This is a genomic window from Fluctibacter halophilus (assembly GCF_020687825.1).
Lineage (GTDB): Bacteria > Pseudomonadota > Gammaproteobacteria > Enterobacterales > Alteromonadaceae > Fluctibacter > Fluctibacter halophilus.
Genome location: NZ_JAJEWP010000001.1, coordinates 957,221 through 977,200 on the forward strand (window position 1 = coordinate 957,221; position 19,980 = coordinate 977,200).

Here is a 19,980-nt window from a genome sequence, read left to right on the forward strand (position 1 = left end):
AAAGTGTCACGATTAAATTGCATCCTTGCTGCGCCTGTTCTCTGTGCTTTCCAAGGGGCCAATGTCAATGAAAGTGAAACACAAGCTCGTCGTCCTGGTAACATTTCCTGCCATTTTGGCCTTGTCTCTAATCCTCGGTATTCATCAGTCAATGAATCAATTGTCACAAACGGCACAAGCCGTGATTGATGAACGGTTGGCGCCGATGCTGATCTTAAACCAGTTGAACAGTGTGTACTCCCGCTCAATCATTGATTTGGCGCACAAAACCCGTGCGCAAATGTTGTTCTGGAACGAAAGTGAACAAGCGCTGGCTGAAGCAAGGGCCGAGCTCGATGTGTTGTGGCAACAATATCGCAGTGGACGTTTATCTGCGCAGGAGCAGACGGTTCTTGATGCGTCACAGGAAGCGTTTGAACAAGCGGAAAAAACCATTGCGAGCATTGAGGGGTTCATCGCCGAAAAGTCCAGCTATTCCATGGGCAACTTCATCGACTTAAACCTGTATCAGGGCATTGAGCCGATCATTCAGGTGATCGCCACGTTAACCGAAATACAGGAGTCTATGGCCGGGCAAACGGCGACGCAGGCTGCTGAATTGCGCAGCGAGCGGCAAGTCTTCTTGTATGTCCTTGGAACAGCACTGGTTCTGTTAAGTACCGGCTTTGGCCTGTGGATCATGCTGGGGTTACAAAAGGATCTGGATCAACTGCTGACCACCATTACGCAAATTGAGAAAAATCGTGACCTGACCTTGCGCAGCAGCATTCGCAGCCAGAATGAATTCGGTGATATGAGTCGACGGTTTGATCGCATGATTGAAGTGTTTGCAGCGTTGCTGACCGACACGCAGCAATCGGGCATGACATTGCACACGCACAGCGAGACGTTGTACAACTCTGCCTGTGACAACAAACAGCAGAGCGAACGCCAACAACAAGCGCTCACGACCACCCGGGATACCATGGCAGCATTGAAAAACAGTGCCCAGGTAGTGCTGGAAAACGTCCAAACCACCAACGCATTGACAGAAAATGTGCAGCGAATTACCGACGACGGTGAGGCGGCTGTGCAGCAAACGGTGCAATCCATCAGCGACGTGGCCGGTTTGGTCAATAAGACCTCAGACAGTATGTCGCAACTGCGTGACCACAGCGAGCAAATCGGTAGTGTTATTACAGTGATCAATACCATTGCCGAACAGACCAATTTACTGGCGTTGAATGCAGCCATTGAAGCGGCCAGAGCAGGGGAGCAAGGCAGGGGGTTTGCGGTTGTTGCCGGAGAAGTGCGTGAATTGGCCAGTCGAACGGCAGAATCGACCGCAGAAATACAGGGCATTATTCAAAAGATCCAAAGCAGTACCGAAGCGTCCTGGTCACTGATGCAACATGGTGAAAAAGCCACCCAACAAGCGGTTTCACTGGCACAGTCTTCAGGGGCACAACTGACCGAACTGAAACAACAATTTGAACGTATCGTTGAACGCAGTCAGCAAATTCGTGACGCGGCGGACAGTCAAACCCGCACCGTCGACAACATGGAATTGACCATTGATGATCTGTCTGAACTGGCGAAAGACGGAACGTTACGCTCCATGGCCAACGTTCAGGCTGCGCAGCAAATGAGCAGCACGGTTCAACAGGTGACGGATAACCTGAAAAAGTTCGTTGTGATTTAATCCGCACTTAGTCCAGCATGTCATCATAGGGATGATTGCCCCGGCGACAGAGACTGCCATGCTGCGCCAGGGTATTGGTACAGATTTGAGTTCGGCAAAAGACCACCGAACGGTGGTACAAAAAGTAGACTTTAGTCTAGTTTGTATCTTTGCATACGTATGAAGTCTTTCTTGTTGTTAATCCGGTGTTAACCTGCCCGTTCCACATCTGACGCGACAACAGTGCATCAGTGATTGTGTACTACACTGGTTGAATTGCTTGTACGCGACACAACACGAGCAGGAGCCGGAATGAAAAGCTTACGTAGCGCATGCAGCGTCGCAACCGTCGTTTTGATGATTGCAACACTGACCGGATGTCAGACCCATCATATAAACAAGCCCGCCCACGCAGCAACATCCTATGACTATGTTGAACTGGCCCACCCGGAATGGGCCAAAAACGCCACAATTTATCAAATCAATACCCGACAATTTACTGCCGAGGGTACCTTTGCTGCGGCGCAGCAACAATTACCACGCCTGAAAGCGTTGGGCGTGGACATCCTGTGGTTGATGCCTGTCCATCCCATTGGTGAAGAAAACCGCAAGGGCACATTGGGTAGTCCCTACGCAGTAAAAGACTATTTTGGTGTCAATCCTGAATTTGGCACGTTAGCGGACTTGAAAGCCTTTGTTGATGCAGCGCATCAGCTAGGCATGTATGTGATCCTGGATTGGGTGGCAAACCACACGGCGTGGGATAACGTGATGCGTTTTGAGCATCCCGAATGGTATGAGCGGGATCATGAGGGTAACTTCAGGCCCACACCCTGGTGGGATTGGAGTGACATTATCGACCTGGATTACAGCAATGCCGACATGCGCGACTACATGAAAAAGGCCATGCGTTATTGGGTCGAAGAGGTTGGCGTAGATGGGTATCGATGTGATGTTGCCGGTTTTGTTCCTGTTGCCTTCTGGAATGAGGTACGGGCTGAACTGGACAGTGTAAAGCCGGTGTTTATGCTGGCAGAATGGGAGTCTCGTGATCTTCATGCCAAGGCCTTTGATATGACCTATGGCTGGTCCTGGCAGGAGGCTGTTCACGATGTGCTGTCCGGACATGGTGGCCTGAATCCGCTGTACGTTTATTACTCCTGGAATGAAAGTGCCTACCCGAAAGATGCCTATCGGATGACCTTTGTCACCAATCACGACATGAATGCCTGGGAAGGAACGGTGTTTGAACGCTATGGCAGCCGTGAGAAGGTGGAAACCGCCATCGTATTGTCGGTCGTAGGAGAGGGAATGCCACTTATTTATAACGGTCTTGAAGCGGGCAACGATCGGCGACTGGCGTTTTTTGAACGGGACCCGATCGCGTGGAAACCCCATCCATTTGGCGATTTGTACAAGCGCCTGTTTGCTTTAATGAAGCAAAACACGGCACTGTGGCACGGTAAACACGGGGCAACCATGCAACGGGTTGTGAATGACAAACCCAATAGCGTGTTTTCTTTCGTGCGCCAGAATGACAACGACAAAGTGGTGGTGATGATCAATTTCTCCGACCATCAACACGCCGTGTCGTTTGACAGCAGTTTGCTGCACGGAACCTACCGGGAATTCAACAGTCCTGACATGGTTACGTTGACCGAATCCAGTCAGTTGACCCTGGGGCCATGGGAATACAGGATTTACATTAAACCGTGAAAAAGGGCAGCGTAAGCTGCCTTTTTTGTGTCTGATTTTGGCAATATTTTTACCTCTCAAAATGTTGAACTACACTGAATATGCATTGTTGCATAGGTAAACAGGGTGTAAATACTAAACCTTAGTGTGGTTTCTGAGAATGCACTATGAATATCCGCCAGGCCTTGTAATTTAAGGCTTTCGACGATTTTGATGTGGTTTATTTGTTAATGGCGTCGAGGGTATTTGTAAACAATCTGTATAAAAAACCCGTTGAATACGTATGCATAATATTGAGTGCTCAAGAAGGATGGCGGTACTATCCCTGCACATAAGCAAAAGTGTAAAAAATTAGTAACAAATTAACAATTTTGCTTATTGAACTCTCATAACAACGGGACACACACACATGAAAAACTTCAAACCCAGCTTAATCAGAGCCGCTTTGATGACCAGTGGTTTTGCGTTTGGCGCTAGCCCTGCGTTAGCGCAGGAAGCTGCCACGGATCAAGCTGCAAGCGATGTCGAGGTTATCCAGGTATCGGGTATCCGCGCCAGTCTGCAAAAATCTCAAGCGATCAAAATGAGTGAGACTTCTATTGTGGAAGTGGTCACTGCGGAAGACATCGGTAAGCTTCCTGATTCCAGTATCGCAGAATCCATCGCCCGCTTGCCCGGTTTGGCGGCTCAGCGTTTGGATGGTCGAGCTAGCTCTATTTCTATCCGTGGTTTGGGTGAGAACTTCAGCGCCGCAACCTTCAATGGCCGTGAGCAGGTTTCATTGGGTGACAACCGTGGTGTTGAATTTGATGTGTACCCTTCAGAAATCATGAATGAAGTGGTGGTCTACAAAACCCCTGAAGCGTCGCTGATGACGCAGGGTATTGGCGGTACCATCGATATGCGTACCGTAAAGCCGCTGCGTCATGGTGAGCAAACAATGTCTGTCACTTTGCGTGGCGAAAACAATGATATCGGCAAACTGAACCCGGACGGTGAAGATACCGGCTGGCGTGGTAGCTTTGCCTATATTGACCAGTTTAAAGATGACACTGTCGGCGTCGCATTTGCCTATGCACACATGCAATCGCCTAACAACGAAGAGCGTTTCAATACCTGGGGCTGGCCTGATGGCACCATCGGTGGCATGAAGCCTTTCGTGCGTTCTGCCGAATTAACCCGTGATACCTTCATGGGTGTCTTGGAATTTATTCCTTCCGATAACCTGCAAATCAACATCGATGCATTGTATATCGACTTTAAAGACGAACAATTGCTGCGTGGTCCGGAAATCCCTGCTGCATGGGGTGATGCGGGCATCACTGTCGATTCAACCAATCAAGGCTTCAGCCAGACCGGTACCATCGGTAGCGACGGTTCGCCGGTAGGTGTGGTGATTCGTAATGATGTGACCAACCGAGAAGCGGATTTGACTGCGCTGGGTTTCAACCTTCAGTACGACATCAATGATTCCTGGTCGATGGAATTTGATGCTGCATACTCCAAAGTTGAGCGTCAGACCTGGTCGTTGGAAGCCTACGCCGGTTCCGGTCGCGGCCCGGCTAACCGTCTGCCCGAATCGATCGACTTTACCTTTGCTGATGACAACCAGAGCGTCGACCTTGATCCAGACCTGAACTACGGTGATCCGAACGTGATTCAGTTGGGTAACCCACAAGCCTGGGGCTGGGGTAACCTGTTGGATCCCAACAGTGACCTGGATCAGGATGGCTTTATCAACACCCCAACTGTTGATGACGAGCTGACGACACTGAAAGTGGCGGCGACCAAAGTGATGGAGTCGGGTATCATTTCCAGCGTTGAATTTGGCGCTTACTACAGTGATCGTACCAAAGAGAAAAAGGACAGTGGTTATTACCTGACCCTGCCGGGCAGCCTGGATGAAAACGGTAATGTGGATGGTTATCAACTGGCGATTCCTGATGAGTACCGTGTGCCGAACGTATCATTGGATTTCATTGGCTTTGGTGAAATGGTTGCGTTTGATTCCTTCCGTTTCTGGCAGGACGGGAATTACCGTGAGTACGATTCCGCAATTACCGATCCTGGCCGCAGTCAAAACACCTGGACGGTGGATGAAACCGTTCTTACCGCCTATGTGAAAGCCAACATTGAAGGTGAGTTGGGCGATATCCCTGTTCGCGGTAATGCCGGTGTACAAGTGGTTCAGATTGATCAAAGCTCTGATGGCTTTACCTCTCGTCGTCTGGCAGACCGTACTCTGGACATTAACCCGGTCAGTGGTGGCGACAAGTTCACCGAAATCCTGCCCAGCGTTAACCTGATTTTTGATGTGGCAGAAGACCAACTGGTGCGTATGGGTGTTGCCCGTACGATGTCCCGTTCACGTATGGACCGCATGAATGCCAGCTCCGGTGAGCTGGGCTTTAACGAACAAGTGGGTATTTGGTCAGGTGGCATTGCTAACCCTGAGCTACGTCCTATCATGTCCGATCAGTTCGACCTGACCTATGAAAACTATTTCCACGAGGAAGGTTATGTTGCCCTGGCGTATTTCTACAAGTCGCTCAGCGACTGGCAATTGAATGTTCCTACATTGGTTGATACTTCTGATCTGACCCCGCCAGATGGTTTTGATCCTGCGCCTATCGGTGTGCTGAGCTCTTGGGAAAACGTCGGTGATGGTAAAGTCAGTGGCTTCGAATTCAGCTTGTCTTTGACCGGTGGCATGTTCTCCGAAGCGCTGGAAGGCTTTGGTGGTATTTTCTCTGCAACCTTCCTGGACAGTTCCATTGAGTTTGATCTGGAAGTACCCACAGACACGTCAGGTGGTGTTTCAACCCAGTCGTATGAAATCACTGTACCTGGATTGTCAGATGAAGTGTATAACGCGACTGTATATTACGAGCGTGATGGTTTCGAAGCCCGTGTCAGCTACCGTAGCCGTTCCAATTTCTACGGCGAAGTATCGGGTCTGAGTCTGGTACGTCAGCCAGTGGATGTTTTCGGTTCCGACCTGGTGGATGCCCAGATCAGCTACGATTTCAGCGAATCTGATATTGAAGCACTGCATGGTCTGACCCTGACCTTGCAAGCACAGAACCTGACTGACGAGCCGTTTGTAACAGGACATTCTACGGACAGTCCGTTAAACGTTCGTGACGTGCAACGCTTCGGTCGTAACTACCTGTTCGGTGCAAGCTATCAGTTCTAATCCGTTCTGATACGACAAAAAAGCCACCTCTTTGGAGGTGGCTTTTTTATGCAACGAATGCCTAGAATGAGCATACAGATATTCGCGCACAATCACAGAGCACTGCAACATGAATCAACAAGTTCAACGTTTAGTCGTCGTTGGCGGCGGGTCCTCGGGCTGGATGGCAGCCAGTCTGCTGAAACGGCTGTTTGGTCAACAACTGGACGTTACGCTGGTCGAGTCTGACGACATCGCTACCGTTGGTGTCGGAGAAGCCACCATTCCGCCGATCCTGTTTTTCAACCGAGCGTTGGGCATTGATGAAAACGCGTTTTTAAAGGCTACCGGTGGCACATTTAAATTGGGTATCGAGTTTGATGGCTGGTTTGAACCGCAGCAAGCCTATATGCATGCCTTTGGACGCCTGGGTAAAGACATGGGGTTGGCGGGGTTTCATCATACCTGGCTGAAAGCCAGAGCAAACGGTGATGCGCGTAGTTTCTGGGATTTTTCGGTCAACTACCAGGCCGCCAAACAAGCGCGTTACCAACCGCTCAGCATGCTGCCGAATACCAATCTCCCCGGGTTGGTCCATGCCTATCATTTTGATGCAGGCCTGTACGCAAAATATTTACGTTCCCTGTGTGAACAGTGGGGTGTAAAGCGTGTTGAAGGTCGCATTGAACATGTGTCGCTGGCACCGCAAAGTGGTTTTATTGAATCGGTTGACCTGGCAGATGGCCAGCGTATCCAAGGAGACTTTTTTATCGATTGTTCCGGCTTCAGGGCGCTGTTGATCTCAGAGGCACTGAAAACCGGCTACGAAGACTGGCGCCATTGGTTGCCCTGTGACAGAGCGGTCGCCGTCGGCTGTGAAGCGACCGAACCTCGGCTTCCCTATACCCGTTCTATTGCCCATGAATTTGGTTGGCAATGGCGCATTCCGCTGCAACACCGCACCGGTAACGGTCTGGTCTACAGCAGTGAACATTGCAGCGAAGACGACGCGGCGGCAACGTTACTGGCAAACCTCGACGGTAAGGCATTGGGTGAACCGCGCACGATTCGTTTTACAACGGGGCGTCGTCAGAAGCAGTGGTACAAGAACTGCCTTGCATTGGGGTTATCCAGTGGATTCCTTGAGCCGTTGGAGTCCACCAGTTTGCACATGGTGCAATCCGGTCTGGTGCGTTTCATCAAGTTGTTCCCCAAACACGGCATCAACCCAGAGACCGTGGATGAGTATAACCGGCAGTCGAAGGTGGAGTTTGAGCGTATTCGCGACTTCATTATTCTGCATTATCATCTCAACGCCCGTTCCGAGCCGTTCTGGCAACGTTGCCGGAATATGCCAATTCCGCCCGAATTGGAACGACGAATAGCGTTGTTCAGACAATCGGGTAGCGTATTCCGGGAGCAAGATGAATTGTTTACCGAAGTTGCCTGGCAGCAGGTGATGTTAGGGCAAGGCAATATCCCGGAACACTACCACCCGCTGGCAGATTCTTTGTCTGACACGCAGGTCAATGAATTGCTGAATAACTTGCAAACCCTGATCAATGGGACCGTGGAAGGCCTGCAGACCCACGACAGTTATTTGCAGCAGCATTGTCATCGTTAACCACGAGCGGGCTATTATGAAACAATGGCCCGCGAAGCAGTGTTTACTCAAGTGAGAATCCAAGATGAAAAACCGTCTGACCTGCACGTTGTTGGCAGGTGCAATTGTTATAGCGGGTTGTGATACCGTGACACCACAACAACCCTCAGCCTCACAAGCGCCTGCGGTGGCGGCTCAGGAACAACATAAACCTGTGATCTATCAGGTGTTTACCCGGCTTTTTGGCAACAAAAATAGCACCAACAAGCCGTGGGGCACGATCAGTGAAAACGGGGTTGGGAAATTTAATGATTTCACTGACACCGCGCTGGCTGAAATTCGTGACATGGGCACGAGTCACATTTGGTACACCGGCGTTCCTCACCATGCCGTGATCAATGATTATCGCGCGTTGGGGATCAGTCTGGATGATCCTGATGTGGTAAAAGGCCGCGCTGGGTCACCCTATGCGGTCAAGGATTATTACAACGTGAACCCTGATTTGGCCGAGGATCCGAGCCGACGACTTGAAGAGTTTGAAGCGTTGATAGAGCGCACCCACAAACACGGCATGAAAGTCATTATCGACATCGTGCCCAACCATGTGGCGCGCAATTACCAGTCGGTCAGTGCGCCAGCAGGGGTTGAAGATTTTGGCGCCAATGACGACACGTCGGTCACTTATGCCCGGCACAACAACTTTTACTACGTGGTAGGGGAAGCGTTTCAGGTGCCTGATTTCAAGGATGGCCCTTTACCTTTAGGCGGGGAATCTCACCCGTTGGCTGATGGTCAATACCCGGAAAATCCGGCCCGCTGGACCGGTAATGGCGCCCGCAAAGCTCAACCTGATGCCAATGACTGGTATGAAACCATCAAAGTGAATTACGGCGTCAGACCGGACGGCAGCCATGACTTTCCCGCGTTACCGGCCCATTTGGAGGAAGCAGATACAGCATCCCACTATGTTTTCTGGCAGGATAAAGATGTACCGGATTCGTGGCTAAAGTTCAGGGATATTGTGCTGTACTGGCTTGAAAAGGGTGTTGACGGATTTCGCTATGACATGGCTGAAATGGTGCCGGTGGCCTTCTGGAGCTACCTCAATTCAACCATCAAACACCACAACCCTGACGCACTACTGTTGGCTGAAGTGTACAACCCTAGTTTGTACCGGGATTACATTAAGTTTGGCAGGATGGACTACCTTTATGACAAAGTCGGTTTTTACGACACCTTGAAAGGGATCATGCAGGGTAAGCAGGATGCTATGGCACTTCACCGGGAACATCGTGCGGTTGCCGATATCGAGCAACACATGCTGCATTTTCTGGAAAACCACGACGAACAACGCATTGCCAGTGACGATTTCGCCGGCAACGCTCAGCAGGGGATCCCCGCCATGGCGGTTTCTGCATTGATCAGTCGCGCACCCACGTTGTGGTACTTTGGCCAGGAAGTGGGAGAAGACGGCAGCGAAGATGCAGGGTTTGGCCAGCCAACCCGTACGTCTATTTTTGATTATGTTGGTGTTCCCGCTCACCAACGTTGGATGAACAACGGTGCGTTCGACGGCGGCCAGTTATCTGAGGCTGAAAAACAATTGCGCGCAGACTATCGACGTATTTTGCGTCTGAGTGCATTTCATCCTTCTATGCAGGGACGTTATGTTCCCTTACAAGTAGCGCCAACCGAGGGCGATGCCTCGGCCGTATTGGGTTTTGTTCGCTACCACCAGGGACGGGCGTTGTGGGTGATTGCAAATTTTGCTGCCACGCCGTTTACCGGAAAGGTCAGTGTGCCACTGGACGTAATCGGTAACCCACAGAGCGCACTGACAGTGCAAGGACAGTTGAAAGGACAGGATGCAGTGCTACAACCTGAGGGTGACATGGGCGTCTTGCCGGTGATGGTTGACGCCAATGATGTGCGGGTATTCAGTCTGTGAAGGGGGCCGTACCATTCGGTTTGCGAAAAAAACTCAGGATCGGGTTACCACTATCATTGTCTATTGAGCCAGGAAGCAAAATGAGCCGTTTTTTCATCGCCCTTGGATTATGGGCAATCTTTGCAACTGCTCCGCTGCAGGCGGCGGAATATGTTTCCCACGTTGTTACCGGCAATGTCGTAACCGTACGCACCGATGAGGGGCTGGTTCGCCTGCGGGCGCTCACCGACGATGCATTGGAGGTCTGGTATCAACCCGATGGGGTTGAACAATTACCGGCATTTGCCATCGCTGAGCAGCAGGTGGCGAATGCGCCGGATATTGAGCTTAACCATACCGGGCAATCACTGATCCTGACGTTGCCAGGTTTGACCGCCGTGATGCAGAAGTCGCCGCTGAGAATACGCTACCTGCGTGATGAAAAACCTTTGTTAGGTGAAGAAATCGGCTTGTTTGTCAACACCACACAACGGGGCTTTCGTTTTTTTCTGACTCCTGCAGAAAAGCTATTTGGCGGCGGGCAGCGGGTGCTGGGAATGGATCGGCGAGGGCATCGCTTACCGTTGTATAACCAGGCCCACTATGGGTATGGCGATCAGTCAGCGCAGATGAATTACAGTTTGCCCGCGGTAATGTCGGACCGTGGGTATGCGTTACTGTTTGATAACAGTGCACGGGGGGTGCTGGATATCGGCCATAACAACCCCGACATTTTGCAATTTGAGGCAGTGGCAGGGCGTACCGCGTACATCGTGATCGGCGGTGATGGGTACCGTCAGTTAACCCAGAATATCGGGGCTGTCACCGGTTTTCAGCCCTTGCCACCCCGTTGGATGATGGGCAATTTCGCGTCCCGTTTTGGCTATCGCAGCGAGCAACAGACCCGCGAAACGGTTGCGCTGTTCAAGCAGCACGGCGTGCCTTTGGATGCGGTTGTGCTCGATTTGTTCTGGTTCGGGCCGGATATTCAGGGGCACATGGGAAACCTTGCCTGGGATCGCAATGCCTTTCCTGATCCAGAAGGCATGATGGCTGATTTTCAGCAACAGGGGATCAAAACGGTCGTCATCACCGAGCCATTTGTGTTGACCACTTCCAGCAAATTTAAGGCCGCCCGTGCTGCCAATGCGCTGGCCACCGATCTGGCGGGCAATACCCGACGGTTCGATTTTTACTTCGGCAACACGGCATTGATCGATATCTTCAACCCGCAAGCAAAGGCATGGTTCTCTGAGGTGTACACTCGATTGTCAGATCAAGGCGTTGCCGGATGGTGGGGGGATCTGGGCGAGCCTGAAGTGCATCCAGCAGATACGCTACACCGGGTAAACGGTAAAGCTGTGCCTGCGGATGCGGTACACAACGTCTACGGTCACGAGTGGGCGTGCATGGTGTACGAACAGGAGCAACACCTGCGTCCTGGGCAACGACCGTTTATTCTGATGCGAGCAGGGTTCCTGGGGTCACAGCGCTATGGCATGATCCCCTGGACCGGAGATGTCAGCCGCAGTTGGCAAGGTCTGGCATCACAAGTAGAACAGAGCTTGCAAATGGGCTTGTTCGGACTCGCCTACACACACTCTGATCTGGGCGGCTTTGCCGGTGGTGAGCGGTTTGACCAGGATTTATACCTGCGTTGGCTGTTATACGGTGTGTTTCAGCCGGTTTATCGGCCACATGCCCAAGAGCATATTGCGCCAGAACCGGTGTTTCATGATGACACCACGTTGTCACTGGCCCGTCGTTTTGTTCAGCTGCGTTATCAATTACTTCCCTACAATTACAGCCTGGCAATTGAACACTCGCTGACCGGGTTACCCCTGATGCGTCCGATGGTGATGGCTGCGCAGGGAGAACAATGGTTTGACGTTAAAGATCAATACCTGTGGGGCGAGGCATTTTTGGTCAAGCCTATAACCGCCCCGGCACAAACGGCGGCCACCGTACTGTTACCCGGAGGGGTATGGTTTGACTTTTGGACCGGTAACCGACACAGCGGAGATAAAGCCATTGTGCCGGTTTCCCTAGAAACCATTCCGGTTTTGGTAAAGGCCGGTAGCTTTGTAGTGATGGGCCCTCGTATGAATACCACCCAGGATTATCAGCGCAATCAATGGCAGGTACATTATTACCACGATGACACTGTCACCAGCGCACAATCGGTCTTGTTTGATGATGATGGACATCGTCCGGATACGTTACGTAACGGCCACTATCAGAAGCTTGTAATGACGTCGCAGGCGGTAAACGGCGAGCAACTTTCGTTGACATTACAACTCGAGGGAGATGATCCGAGTGCGCCAGCGATGCGCAGTGTCGAAGTGATTGTGCATCAGGTGAAACAAAAACCTGCGCAGGTGTCGCTGTCCGATGATGACGGTCAGGATCAGGCTGTGCCGTTTCAGTGGAACGCAGAGCGTCAACAGTTGTCCTTTAATGCGGTACTGAACAAGGCGTTGCGGGTGACAATCAGCAACTAACCGTGGTGAATACGTATGCAGTGCGTTGTTGAGGTTGGCTTGGCAACGGTAGACTCGTGGCTATAAAAAAACGTTAACGTACTATTAACACTTTTAGGAACCCAGCTATGTCAATTGCCAAGCAGTGTTTCGCAATCGCCTTGCTATTGCCCGCCGTTATAATCACCCCGGTTGCGGCTAAGTCGGTCGCGGTGTCATCACCGGACAAGGCCCTGGTCGTGACCATCAGCGATGATGGGGGATTGCACTACAAGGTCGATTATCAGCAGCAACCCGTGTTGTTGCGATCGGAAATGGGCCTGTCATTTCGCGACCAAAGCGATTTCGGACCTGGCTATCGCATTCGCCAACACCAGCAAAGTAGCCACCACAGCGATTGGCAGCAACCCTGGGGAGAGCGGCGTACGGTGGTCGATCAGCACAATGAACTGGTCGTAACACTGGACAGTGAACTTCCCCATACTCGACCTTATCGGGTGCGGGTCAGGGTGTTTAATGACGGGCTGGGTTTTCGTTACGAAGGGGTAACCCACAACGAAACGGCAGCGATAACCGGTGAACTGACCGGATTTACGGTGGCGAACCCGGAAGGCGCGACGGCCTGGTGGGTACCTGCGCTGCGTTGGAATCGTTATGAATACCTGTACAACACAACCCCGGTTCCCGCGATCACCCACGCGACTACGCCATTGACGATGCGTAACGCCAATGGCGTTCATCTGAGTATTCATGAAGCGGCGTTGGTTGATTTTGCTGAAATGACGGTCAAACAGAGCCGATCAGGTTTCCTGAGTGCCGAACTGACACCCCGTTCGGATGGCTTGAAAGTGCTGACCCAAAGTGATTTTGTGACCCCATGGCGGACCATTCAGGTCGCCGATAGCGCCACGGGCCTGTTGAACTCGTCGATGATCCTCAACCTTAACGAACCCAATGCCCTTGGCGATGTCTCCTGGGTGGAGCCGGGCAAATATGCCGGTATCTGGTGGGGAATGCATCTGGGGGTGAATACCTGGGGCAGTGGCGAGCACCACGGCGCCACCACCGACAACACCAAAGCGGTGATGGACTTTGCAGCACAGTCGGGGTTTGACGGCGTATTGGTAGAAGGTTGGAACATTGGTTGGGACGGCAGTTGGTTCCACAATGGTGATGTGTTCAGTTTTACCCAGAGTTACCCGGATTTTGATATCGCTGAAGTGTCAGCTTACGGTAAACAAAAAGGCGTGCGTCTTATCGGGCATCATGAAACCTCCGGCAGCGTGAGCAATTATGAACATCAAATGGAAGATGCTTTCCGTTTGTACCAACAACACGGTGTGCGCCAGGTCAAAACCGGTTATGTCGCTGACGGTGGCACGATCAAACGCATTGACGACAGAGGTATCGTCCGCCATGAATGGCATGGCAGTCAGTTTATGGTCAATCACTACCTCAATAACGTAAAGACCGCTGCCAAGTATCAGATCAGCATTAATACCCATGAACCGATCAAAGACACCGGTCTGCGTCGTACCTATCCAAACTGGTTAAGTCGCGAAGGCGCCCGTGGGCAGGAATTTAACGCCTGGGGTTCGCCGCCCAATGATCCGCAGCATACAGTAAACCTCGTGTATACACGCATGCTGGCCGGACCGATGGATTTTACGCCGGGGATTTTTAACCTGGCTTACGAAGGATTGGATGCGGAAAATCGGGTTCAAACCACCCTGGCCAAGCAATTGGCATTGTATGTGGTGCTGTACAGTCCCATCCAGATGGCGGCTGATCTGCCAGAGCATTACGACGCGCACCCTGAGGCCTTCCAGTTTATCAAAGATGTCCCTACCGACTGGGAAGAGAGTATTGCTCTGCAAGGTGAAGTGGGGGACTTTGTGGTATTCGCCCGCCAGGCGCGTGACAGTGATGACTGGTATCTGGGGGCCATTACCGATGAACAGGCGCGTCAGTTGCAAGTACCTCTCGACTTTCTGCCACCAGGCAAGTCTTTCCAGGCCCAATTATATCTTGATGGTGAAAATGCCGATTGGCTGACCCAGCCCTATGATATGCAGATCAGCCGCCAAACGGTGTCCGCCAGCGACACCCTGACCTTGCCTTTGGCGACCAGTGGCGGCGCCGCGGTGCGCTTTGTCGCCATTGACAACGAATCCTGAAGTATTGAGAAACCTTATGTCAAAACAACAACCACAACTTTCTTTTTGGCAAATCTGGAACGTCAGTTTCGGATTTCTGGGTGTCCAGTTTGGTTTTGCCCTGCAAAATGCCAATGTCAGTCGCATTTTGTCCGATTTGGGCGCAGACCTACACTCGTTATCACTGTTTTGGTTGGTTGCGCCGATCATGGGGTTGATTGTCCAGCCCATTGTTGGCTCTGCATCGGATCGTACCTGGAATCGTCTGGGACGGCGCAAACCGTTTATTCTTGCCGGTGCAGTGGCGGCCGCATTGGGGATGTACCTGATGCCCAATGCTCCGCTTTTCGTCGCTTTTATGGCGCCCATGCTATTTGGTGCGCTAATGCTGGCGTTAATGGATGCGTCATTTAATGTGTGTTTCCAACCCTTCAGGGCGCTGGTCTCAGATATGGTGCCCCCCAAACAGCGCAACATTGGTTATTCGGTTCAGTCGCTTCTGATCAACATCGGTGCGGTGGTCGGTTCTATCCTGCCATTCGTGCTGACCAATGTGGTTGGACTGGAAAACACCGCCAAAGCGGGGCAAGTCGCGCCATCTGTCATGTGGGCGTTCTACATTGGCGCTTCGGTGTTGTTGGGCTCTGTGTTATGGACCGTGTTTCGTACCAAAGAATATGCACCACAGGATTATGCGGCGTATAAAGGGTTATCGGTACAAGAGGCCACGCCGAGTCTGCAGCGCGCCCCATTATTAACGCGATTAAGCGGTTTTTTCGCCCTGGTGGCAAGCATGCCGAAAACTATGAAACAACTCGCCGTTGTGCAGTTTTTTTCCTGGTTTGCCTTGTTTATCATGTGGGTCTATACCATGCCGGCCATTACCCAGCATATCTGGGAGGTCGAAACCCAGTGGTTTGACCCGGCCTACCTGAGCGGCCTGGAGGTCGTTCCGGCCCATATTCTGGCTGCCAAAGGTGCTGCAGGTGATTGGGTAGGGATCCTGTTTGCTGCCTATTCACTGTTTGCGGCGTTCTTCTCGGTGGTGCTGGCGCGCATGGCAGACCGTTTTGGTCGCAAGACCATCTATGCCGGCGCCTTGTTTCTGGGCGGCATCAGCTATATCAGTTTCTTGTTTTTCCAGAATCCGACCCAGGTTGAGGTCGATTTGTTGATCACCCAGGTAACCGTGCCCCAAGGGGCGGTGAACCTGATGATCCCGATGATCGGCGTGGGTATTGCCTGGGCGGCGATCCTCGCCATGCCTTATGCCATGTTGGCGGGTGCATTGCCGGCAGACAAAACCGGGGTTTATATGGGGATCTTCAACTTTACTATCGCCGCACCACAGATTGTTTCCGGGCTGTTCAGTGGCTGGATATTGAGTAGCGTGTTTGACAATCAGGCAATTTACATCGTTCTGTTGGCTGGCGGGGCAATGCTGCTCGGTGCCGTCTCGGTGTTTTTCGTTCAGGAACACGAACCCGCGGTGGAGTAAGGATTAAAAAAGGCAACCACCGGGTTGCCTTTTTTATGCTCGTTTTATGCTCGCTTTCTTTCAGCGATTCATTCGGGGGCGCCACAAGAACGGCGTATCACCAGCTCTACCGGCATTAGCTGGGCATCCGCTTGGTCACCATTGACCAGCCGAAGCAGGTTTTCAACCAGGGCTTCTCCGGCCAGAGTGGTGTTTTGTTTGACCGTCGTCAGGGCAGGGTGGGTAAAGCGCGCCACCGGAATATCGTCGTAGCCTGTGACCGCAATGTCATCAGGGACGGTCAGGCCCGCTTCGTTGATTGCCTGCATCGCACCAATGGCAATAAGGTCGCTGGCGCACACCATCGCATCCGGGCGATGACCTTCACGGAGCAAGGCATTCACCGCCGCATAACCGGACTCTTCGGTGGAGATGGCATCCCGTTGCAAGTCTTTTTGTGGCGTAATGCCGGCATTTTGCAGTGCGCTGACATGGCCTTTATAGCGGGCGAAAAATTCCGGCGCCCGGCTGTCTGCACCTCCGATAAAGGCGAAGGAGCGATGGCCAAGGCCGAGTAGGTGGTCGGTTACGTCGTACCCGCCCTGGAAATTGTCACAGCCCAGCGAGATGCCAGGGTGCTCCTTGTCAAAGGCCCCCCAGCGCACGAAATGGGTTTCCTGTTCTTCCAGTTTGGTCAGTTTATCCCGATAGTCCATGTAGTCACCGTAGCCGAGCAGAATGATGCCGTCGGCTTTGTTGGTGTCTTCATAGTCAGCATGCCAATCGTCACTGAAGTTCTGGAACGACACCAAGAGATCGTAGCCGGCCTGGGCACTGGCACGGGTAATGCTGCCGAGCATGGACAGGAAAAACGGGTTGATCAAAGAATCGTCGGTGGTTGGGTCTTCGAACAGCAGCAGTGCCAACGTCCGGCTTTGTTGCTGACGCAGATTACTGGCGTTCTTATCGACCTTGTAGTTCAGTTCCCGGGCAATCGCTTTGATTTTATCCCGGGTTTCCTGATTGACCAGCGGGCTGTCTCGTAACGCCCGGGAGACGGTCGATTGAGAAACGCCCGCCATATGGGCAATATCAAAGGATGTGGCTTTGGCTTTCATGGTTGGTAAACTGCAAACTCTTTTATGATTGTCGTTGGTAAAGTCCCTGATTGTTATACACTACCTTATTCTCAAGGTCTTGTGTTTCTTTGTGTAGCCTTGCGGGCATCAGCGCGAGAAATCCATAAAAAACATTTTGTGTTGAGCGCATGATGGTATAATCCCGCGACATTTTATGACCAACATTGCACAGGGGAATTGTGAATGGCCGAGACTGAGCACCGTCCGACCAACTTTATTCGTCAAATTATCGAAACCGATCTGGCGTCGGGATTGCACTCTCAGATCCATACCCGTTTTCCGCCGGAGCCCAACGGCTACCTGCACATCGGCCATGCCAAGTCCATTTGCCTGAACTTTGGCATTGCTCAGGACTACAAGGGTCAGTGCAATTTGCGCTTTGACGATACCAACCCCGAGAAAGAAAACATCGATTACGTCACGTCTATCATGAAAGATGTGGAGTGGTTGGGTTTTCATTGGGACGGCGATGTCTGTTACTCATCAAACTACTTTGATCAGTTACACGCGTATGCCATTGAGTTGATCGAAAAAGGTCTGGCATATGTGGATTACTCCACACAGGATGCGATGCGCGAAATGCGTGGAACCCTGACCCGCCCTGGACAGAACAGCCCGTATCGGGATACCTCGGTGCAAGAAAATCTCGACGGCTTTGCAAAAATGACTGCCGGTGAGTACAAAGAGGGCGAGGCCTGTTTGCGCGCCAAGATTGATATGGCGTCACCCTTTATGTGCATGCGCGATCCGGTCCTGTATCGGGTGAAATTTGCCCATCACCACCAGACCGGTGACAAGTGGTGTGTCTATCCGATGTACGATTTCACCCACTGTATTTCCGATGCGCTGGAAGGGATCACCCATTCACTGTGTACACTGGAATTTCAGGACAACCGTCGGTTATACGACTGGGTGATTGAAAACATCAGCATCGATACTGTTCCCCGTCAGTATGAATTCTCTCGTCTGAACCTGGAGTACACGGTGTTGAGCAAACGCCGCCTTATCCAGTTGGTTGACGACAATCATGTGGAAGGCTGGGATGATCCCCGTATGCCCACCATCGCTGGTTTGCGTCGTCGTGGTTACACCCCGGCATCGATCCGCGAGTTCTGTAAGCGTATTGGCGTGACCAAAATGGACAACATGGTCGAAATGGGCATGTTGGAAGCCTGTATCCGTGATGATTTAAATGACAATGCACCACGGGCCATGGCAGTGCTGGACCCGATCAAGCTGGTGATTGAAAACTACCCGACTGATCAGGTTGAACAGCTCAGCGCACCGAATCACCCCAACGATCCCGAGATGGGAACTCGCAACGTGCCATTTACCCGCGAGATCTACATCGAGGCCGAGGATTTCCGTGAAGAAGCGAACAAGAAATTCAAACGTCTGGTGCTGGGTAAGGAAGTTCGTCTGCGCAATGCGTATGTGGTGAAAGCGGAACGGGTCGAAAAAGACGCCGATGGCACTGTCACTACTGTGTATTGTTCATATGACGAAGACACGCTTGGCAAAGATCCTGCCGATGGCCGTAAGGTGAAAGGGGTGATCCATTGGGTCAGTGCCAGCGAAGGATTACCCGCGCAAATTCGCTTGTATGACCGCCTGTTCAATGTGCCAAACCCAGCCGCTGAAGATGATTTCACCTCGGCCATCAACCCGGAATCACTGATCGTGAAACAGGGATTTGTTGAGCCAGGTCTGGCAACGTTACCTGCGACCCAGGCGGTTCAGTTTGAACGCACGGGTTATTTCTGTGCAGATACTTCCAGTACGCCCGAGCAACTGGTGTTTAATCGCACTGTGGGATTGCGTGATACCTGGGCTAAAATCAGTCAGGATTAATTCCGCTTTGCAACACTGAAACAAAAAAGCCGGCAACATGCCGGCTTTTTACTGTCTGCGAATAGACCCTACTTGGGTTGAGCAACCAGTACCTGGCCATGTTCCTTGCACTCAGGACTCATGGCGTACAGATAGACGGGCATTAGATCTTCAGGCGTTTTGAGTTTTTCGGGATCTTCGGCCGGGTAAGCACTGGCACGCATGTTGGTCCGCGTCGCGCCGGGATTGATCCCGTTGACGGTGAGTGGATGGTTGGCGTATTCATCGGCCAGTACCTGCATCATGCCTTCGGTGGCAAACTTCGAAATCGCGTAGGTGCCCCAGTAGGCACGACCCTGGCTACCCACTGTCGAGGTGGTAAATAGCAGAACACCCCGGTTGGCTTTTTCCAGCAACGGTAACAACGCCTGGGTCATGTAAAAGGTGCTGTTGAGGTTTACCTGCATGACCGTCTGCCAATCCGTTTCGCTGATATTCTTGAGTGGCTCAAGGTGCCCCAGGGTACTGGCATTGTGCAGCACACCGTCGAGACGGCCGAATTGTTGTTCTATGGTATTGGCCATGTCTCGGTAATGTTGTGGTGTCGCGCCCAGCAGATTGAGGGGCACAATGGCCGGCTCCGGATATCCCTGTGCCACAATCTCATCGTAAACCGCTTCGAGCTTTTCGGTTGTTTTGCCCAGCAGAATAACCGTTGCACCGTGCTGCGCATACGCCAAAGCCGCGGCTCGTCCAATGCCATCACCGGCACCGGTCACCAGAATGACGTGTTCTTTCAGAAAGTGTGGGGTGGGGGAATCGTTAAGCATAAGTCCAA

11 protein-coding genes are annotated in these 19,980 nt (G+C 52.0%); 9 read left to right on the forward strand and 2 right to left on the reverse strand.

Going from position 1 to position 19,980, the window contains the following annotated elements; genetic code table 11:
* Window positions 1-67: 67 nt before the first annotated feature.
* The 8 genes from LJ739_RS04450 (at window position 68) to LJ739_RS04485 (ending at window position 16,194) form a co-directional block, all read left to right on the forward strand.
* Window positions 68-1,681 (forward strand): methyl-accepting chemotaxis protein, encoded by a 1,614-nt coding sequence (locus tag LJ739_RS04450; protein ID WP_229157389.1) that lies wholly within the window; start codon window positions 68-70, stop codon window positions 1,679-1,681.
* A gap of 291 nt (window positions 1,682-1,972) precedes the next feature.
* Window positions 1,973-3,376: an alpha-amylase family glycosyl hydrolase gene (locus LJ739_RS04455; protein WP_229157390.1), complete on the forward strand. Its 1,404-nt coding sequence runs from the start codon at window positions 1,973-1,975 to the stop codon at window positions 3,374-3,376.
* Between the two features lie 388 nt (window positions 3,377-3,764).
* A complete protein-coding gene (locus LJ739_RS04460; RefSeq protein ID WP_229157391.1) occupies window positions 3,765-6,551 on the forward strand; it encodes a TonB-dependent receptor in 2,787 nt (928 codons plus the stop codon).
* Between the two features lie 109 nt (window positions 6,552-6,660).
* A complete protein-coding gene (locus tag LJ739_RS04465; protein ID WP_229157392.1) occupies window positions 6,661-8,154 on the forward strand; it encodes a tryptophan halogenase family protein in 1,494 nt (497 codons plus the stop codon).
* Between the two features lie 64 nt (window positions 8,155-8,218).
* On the forward strand, window positions 8,219-10,081 hold the full coding sequence (locus tag LJ739_RS04470; protein WP_229157394.1) for an alpha-amylase family protein: 1,863 nt from the start codon (window positions 8,219-8,221) through the stop codon (window positions 10,079-10,081).
* An 80-nt stretch (window positions 10,082-10,161) separates the two neighbouring features.
* Window positions 10,162-12,561, forward strand: coding sequence for a TIM-barrel domain-containing protein (locus LJ739_RS04475; RefSeq protein WP_229157396.1), 2,400 nt, complete (start codon window positions 10,162-10,164; stop codon window positions 12,559-12,561).
* Between the two features lie 107 nt (window positions 12,562-12,668).
* Window positions 12,669-14,717 (forward strand): glycoside hydrolase family 97 protein, encoded by a 2,049-nt coding sequence (locus tag LJ739_RS04480; RefSeq protein ID WP_229157398.1) that lies wholly within the window; start codon window positions 12,669-12,671, stop codon window positions 14,715-14,717.
* 16 nt (window positions 14,718-14,733) lie between these two features.
* On the forward strand, window positions 14,734-16,194 hold the full coding sequence (locus LJ739_RS04485; RefSeq protein ID WP_229157400.1) for an MFS transporter: 1,461 nt from the start codon (window positions 14,734-14,736) through the stop codon (window positions 16,192-16,194).
* Window positions 16,195-16,262: 68 nt separating this feature from the next.
* Here LJ739_RS04485 and LJ739_RS04490 read toward each other — a convergent pair whose 3' ends face one another.
* Entirely contained in the window at window positions 16,263-17,291 is a 1,029-nt protein-coding gene (locus LJ739_RS04490; protein ID WP_229157402.1) for a LacI family DNA-binding transcriptional regulator, read from the reverse strand.
* Between the two features lie 204 nt (window positions 17,292-17,495).
* Between LJ739_RS04490 and glnS the strand changes: the two genes are divergently transcribed.
* On the forward strand, window positions 17,496-19,163 hold the full coding sequence (gene glnS / locus LJ739_RS04495) for a glutamine--tRNA ligase (RefSeq protein WP_229157404.1): 1,668 nt from the start codon (window positions 17,496-17,498) through the stop codon (window positions 19,161-19,163).
* 68 nt (window positions 19,164-19,231) lie between these two features.
* On the opposite strand, the gene LJ739_RS04500 is transcribed toward glnS, so the two are convergent.
* The gene (locus LJ739_RS04500) at window positions 19,232-19,972 is read right to left on the reverse strand and encodes a YciK family oxidoreductase (protein ID WP_229157406.1); all 741 of its coding nucleotides are present in this window, start codon (window positions 19,970-19,972) and stop codon (window positions 19,232-19,234) included.
* Window positions 19,973-19,980: the final 8 nt, after the last annotated feature.

Excerpts from the sequence above, each read along its gene's own strand:
- LJ739_RS04450 (WP_229157389.1), top strand. The coding sequence starts at position 68 with ATGAAAGTGAAACACAAGCTCGTCGTCCTGGTAACATTTCCTGCCATT.
- LJ739_RS04455 (WP_229157390.1), top strand. The coding sequence starts at position 1,973 with ATGAAAAGCTTACGTAGCGCATGCAGCGTCGCAACCGTCGTTTTGATG.
- LJ739_RS04460 (WP_229157391.1), top strand. The coding sequence starts at position 3,765 with ATGAAAAACTTCAAACCCAGCTTAATCAGAGCCGCTTTGATGACCAGT.
- LJ739_RS04465 (WP_229157392.1), top strand. The coding sequence starts at position 6,661 with ATGAATCAACAAGTTCAACGTTTAGTCGTCGTTGGCGGCGGGTCCTCG.
- LJ739_RS04470 (WP_229157394.1), top strand. The coding sequence starts at position 8,219 with ATGAAAAACCGTCTGACCTGCACGTTGTTGGCAGGTGCAATTGTTATA.
- LJ739_RS04475 (WP_229157396.1), top strand. The coding sequence starts at position 10,162 with ATGAGCCGTTTTTTCATCGCCCTTGGATTATGGGCAATCTTTGCAACT.
- LJ739_RS04480 (WP_229157398.1), top strand. The coding sequence starts at position 12,669 with ATGTCAATTGCCAAGCAGTGTTTCGCAATCGCCTTGCTATTGCCCGCC.
- LJ739_RS04485 (WP_229157400.1), top strand. The coding sequence starts at position 14,734 with ATGTCAAAACAACAACCACAACTTTCTTTTTGGCAAATCTGGAACGTC.
- LJ739_RS04490 (WP_229157402.1), bottom strand. The coding sequence starts at position 17,291 with ATGAAAGCCAAAGCCACATCCTTTGATATTGCCCATATGGCGGGCGTT.
- glnS (WP_229157404.1), top strand. The coding sequence starts at position 17,496 with ATGGCCGAGACTGAGCACCGTCCGACCAACTTTATTCGTCAAATTATC.
- LJ739_RS04500 (WP_229157406.1), bottom strand. The coding sequence starts at position 19,972 with ATGCTTAACGATTCCCCCACCCCACACTTTCTGAAAGAACACGTCATT.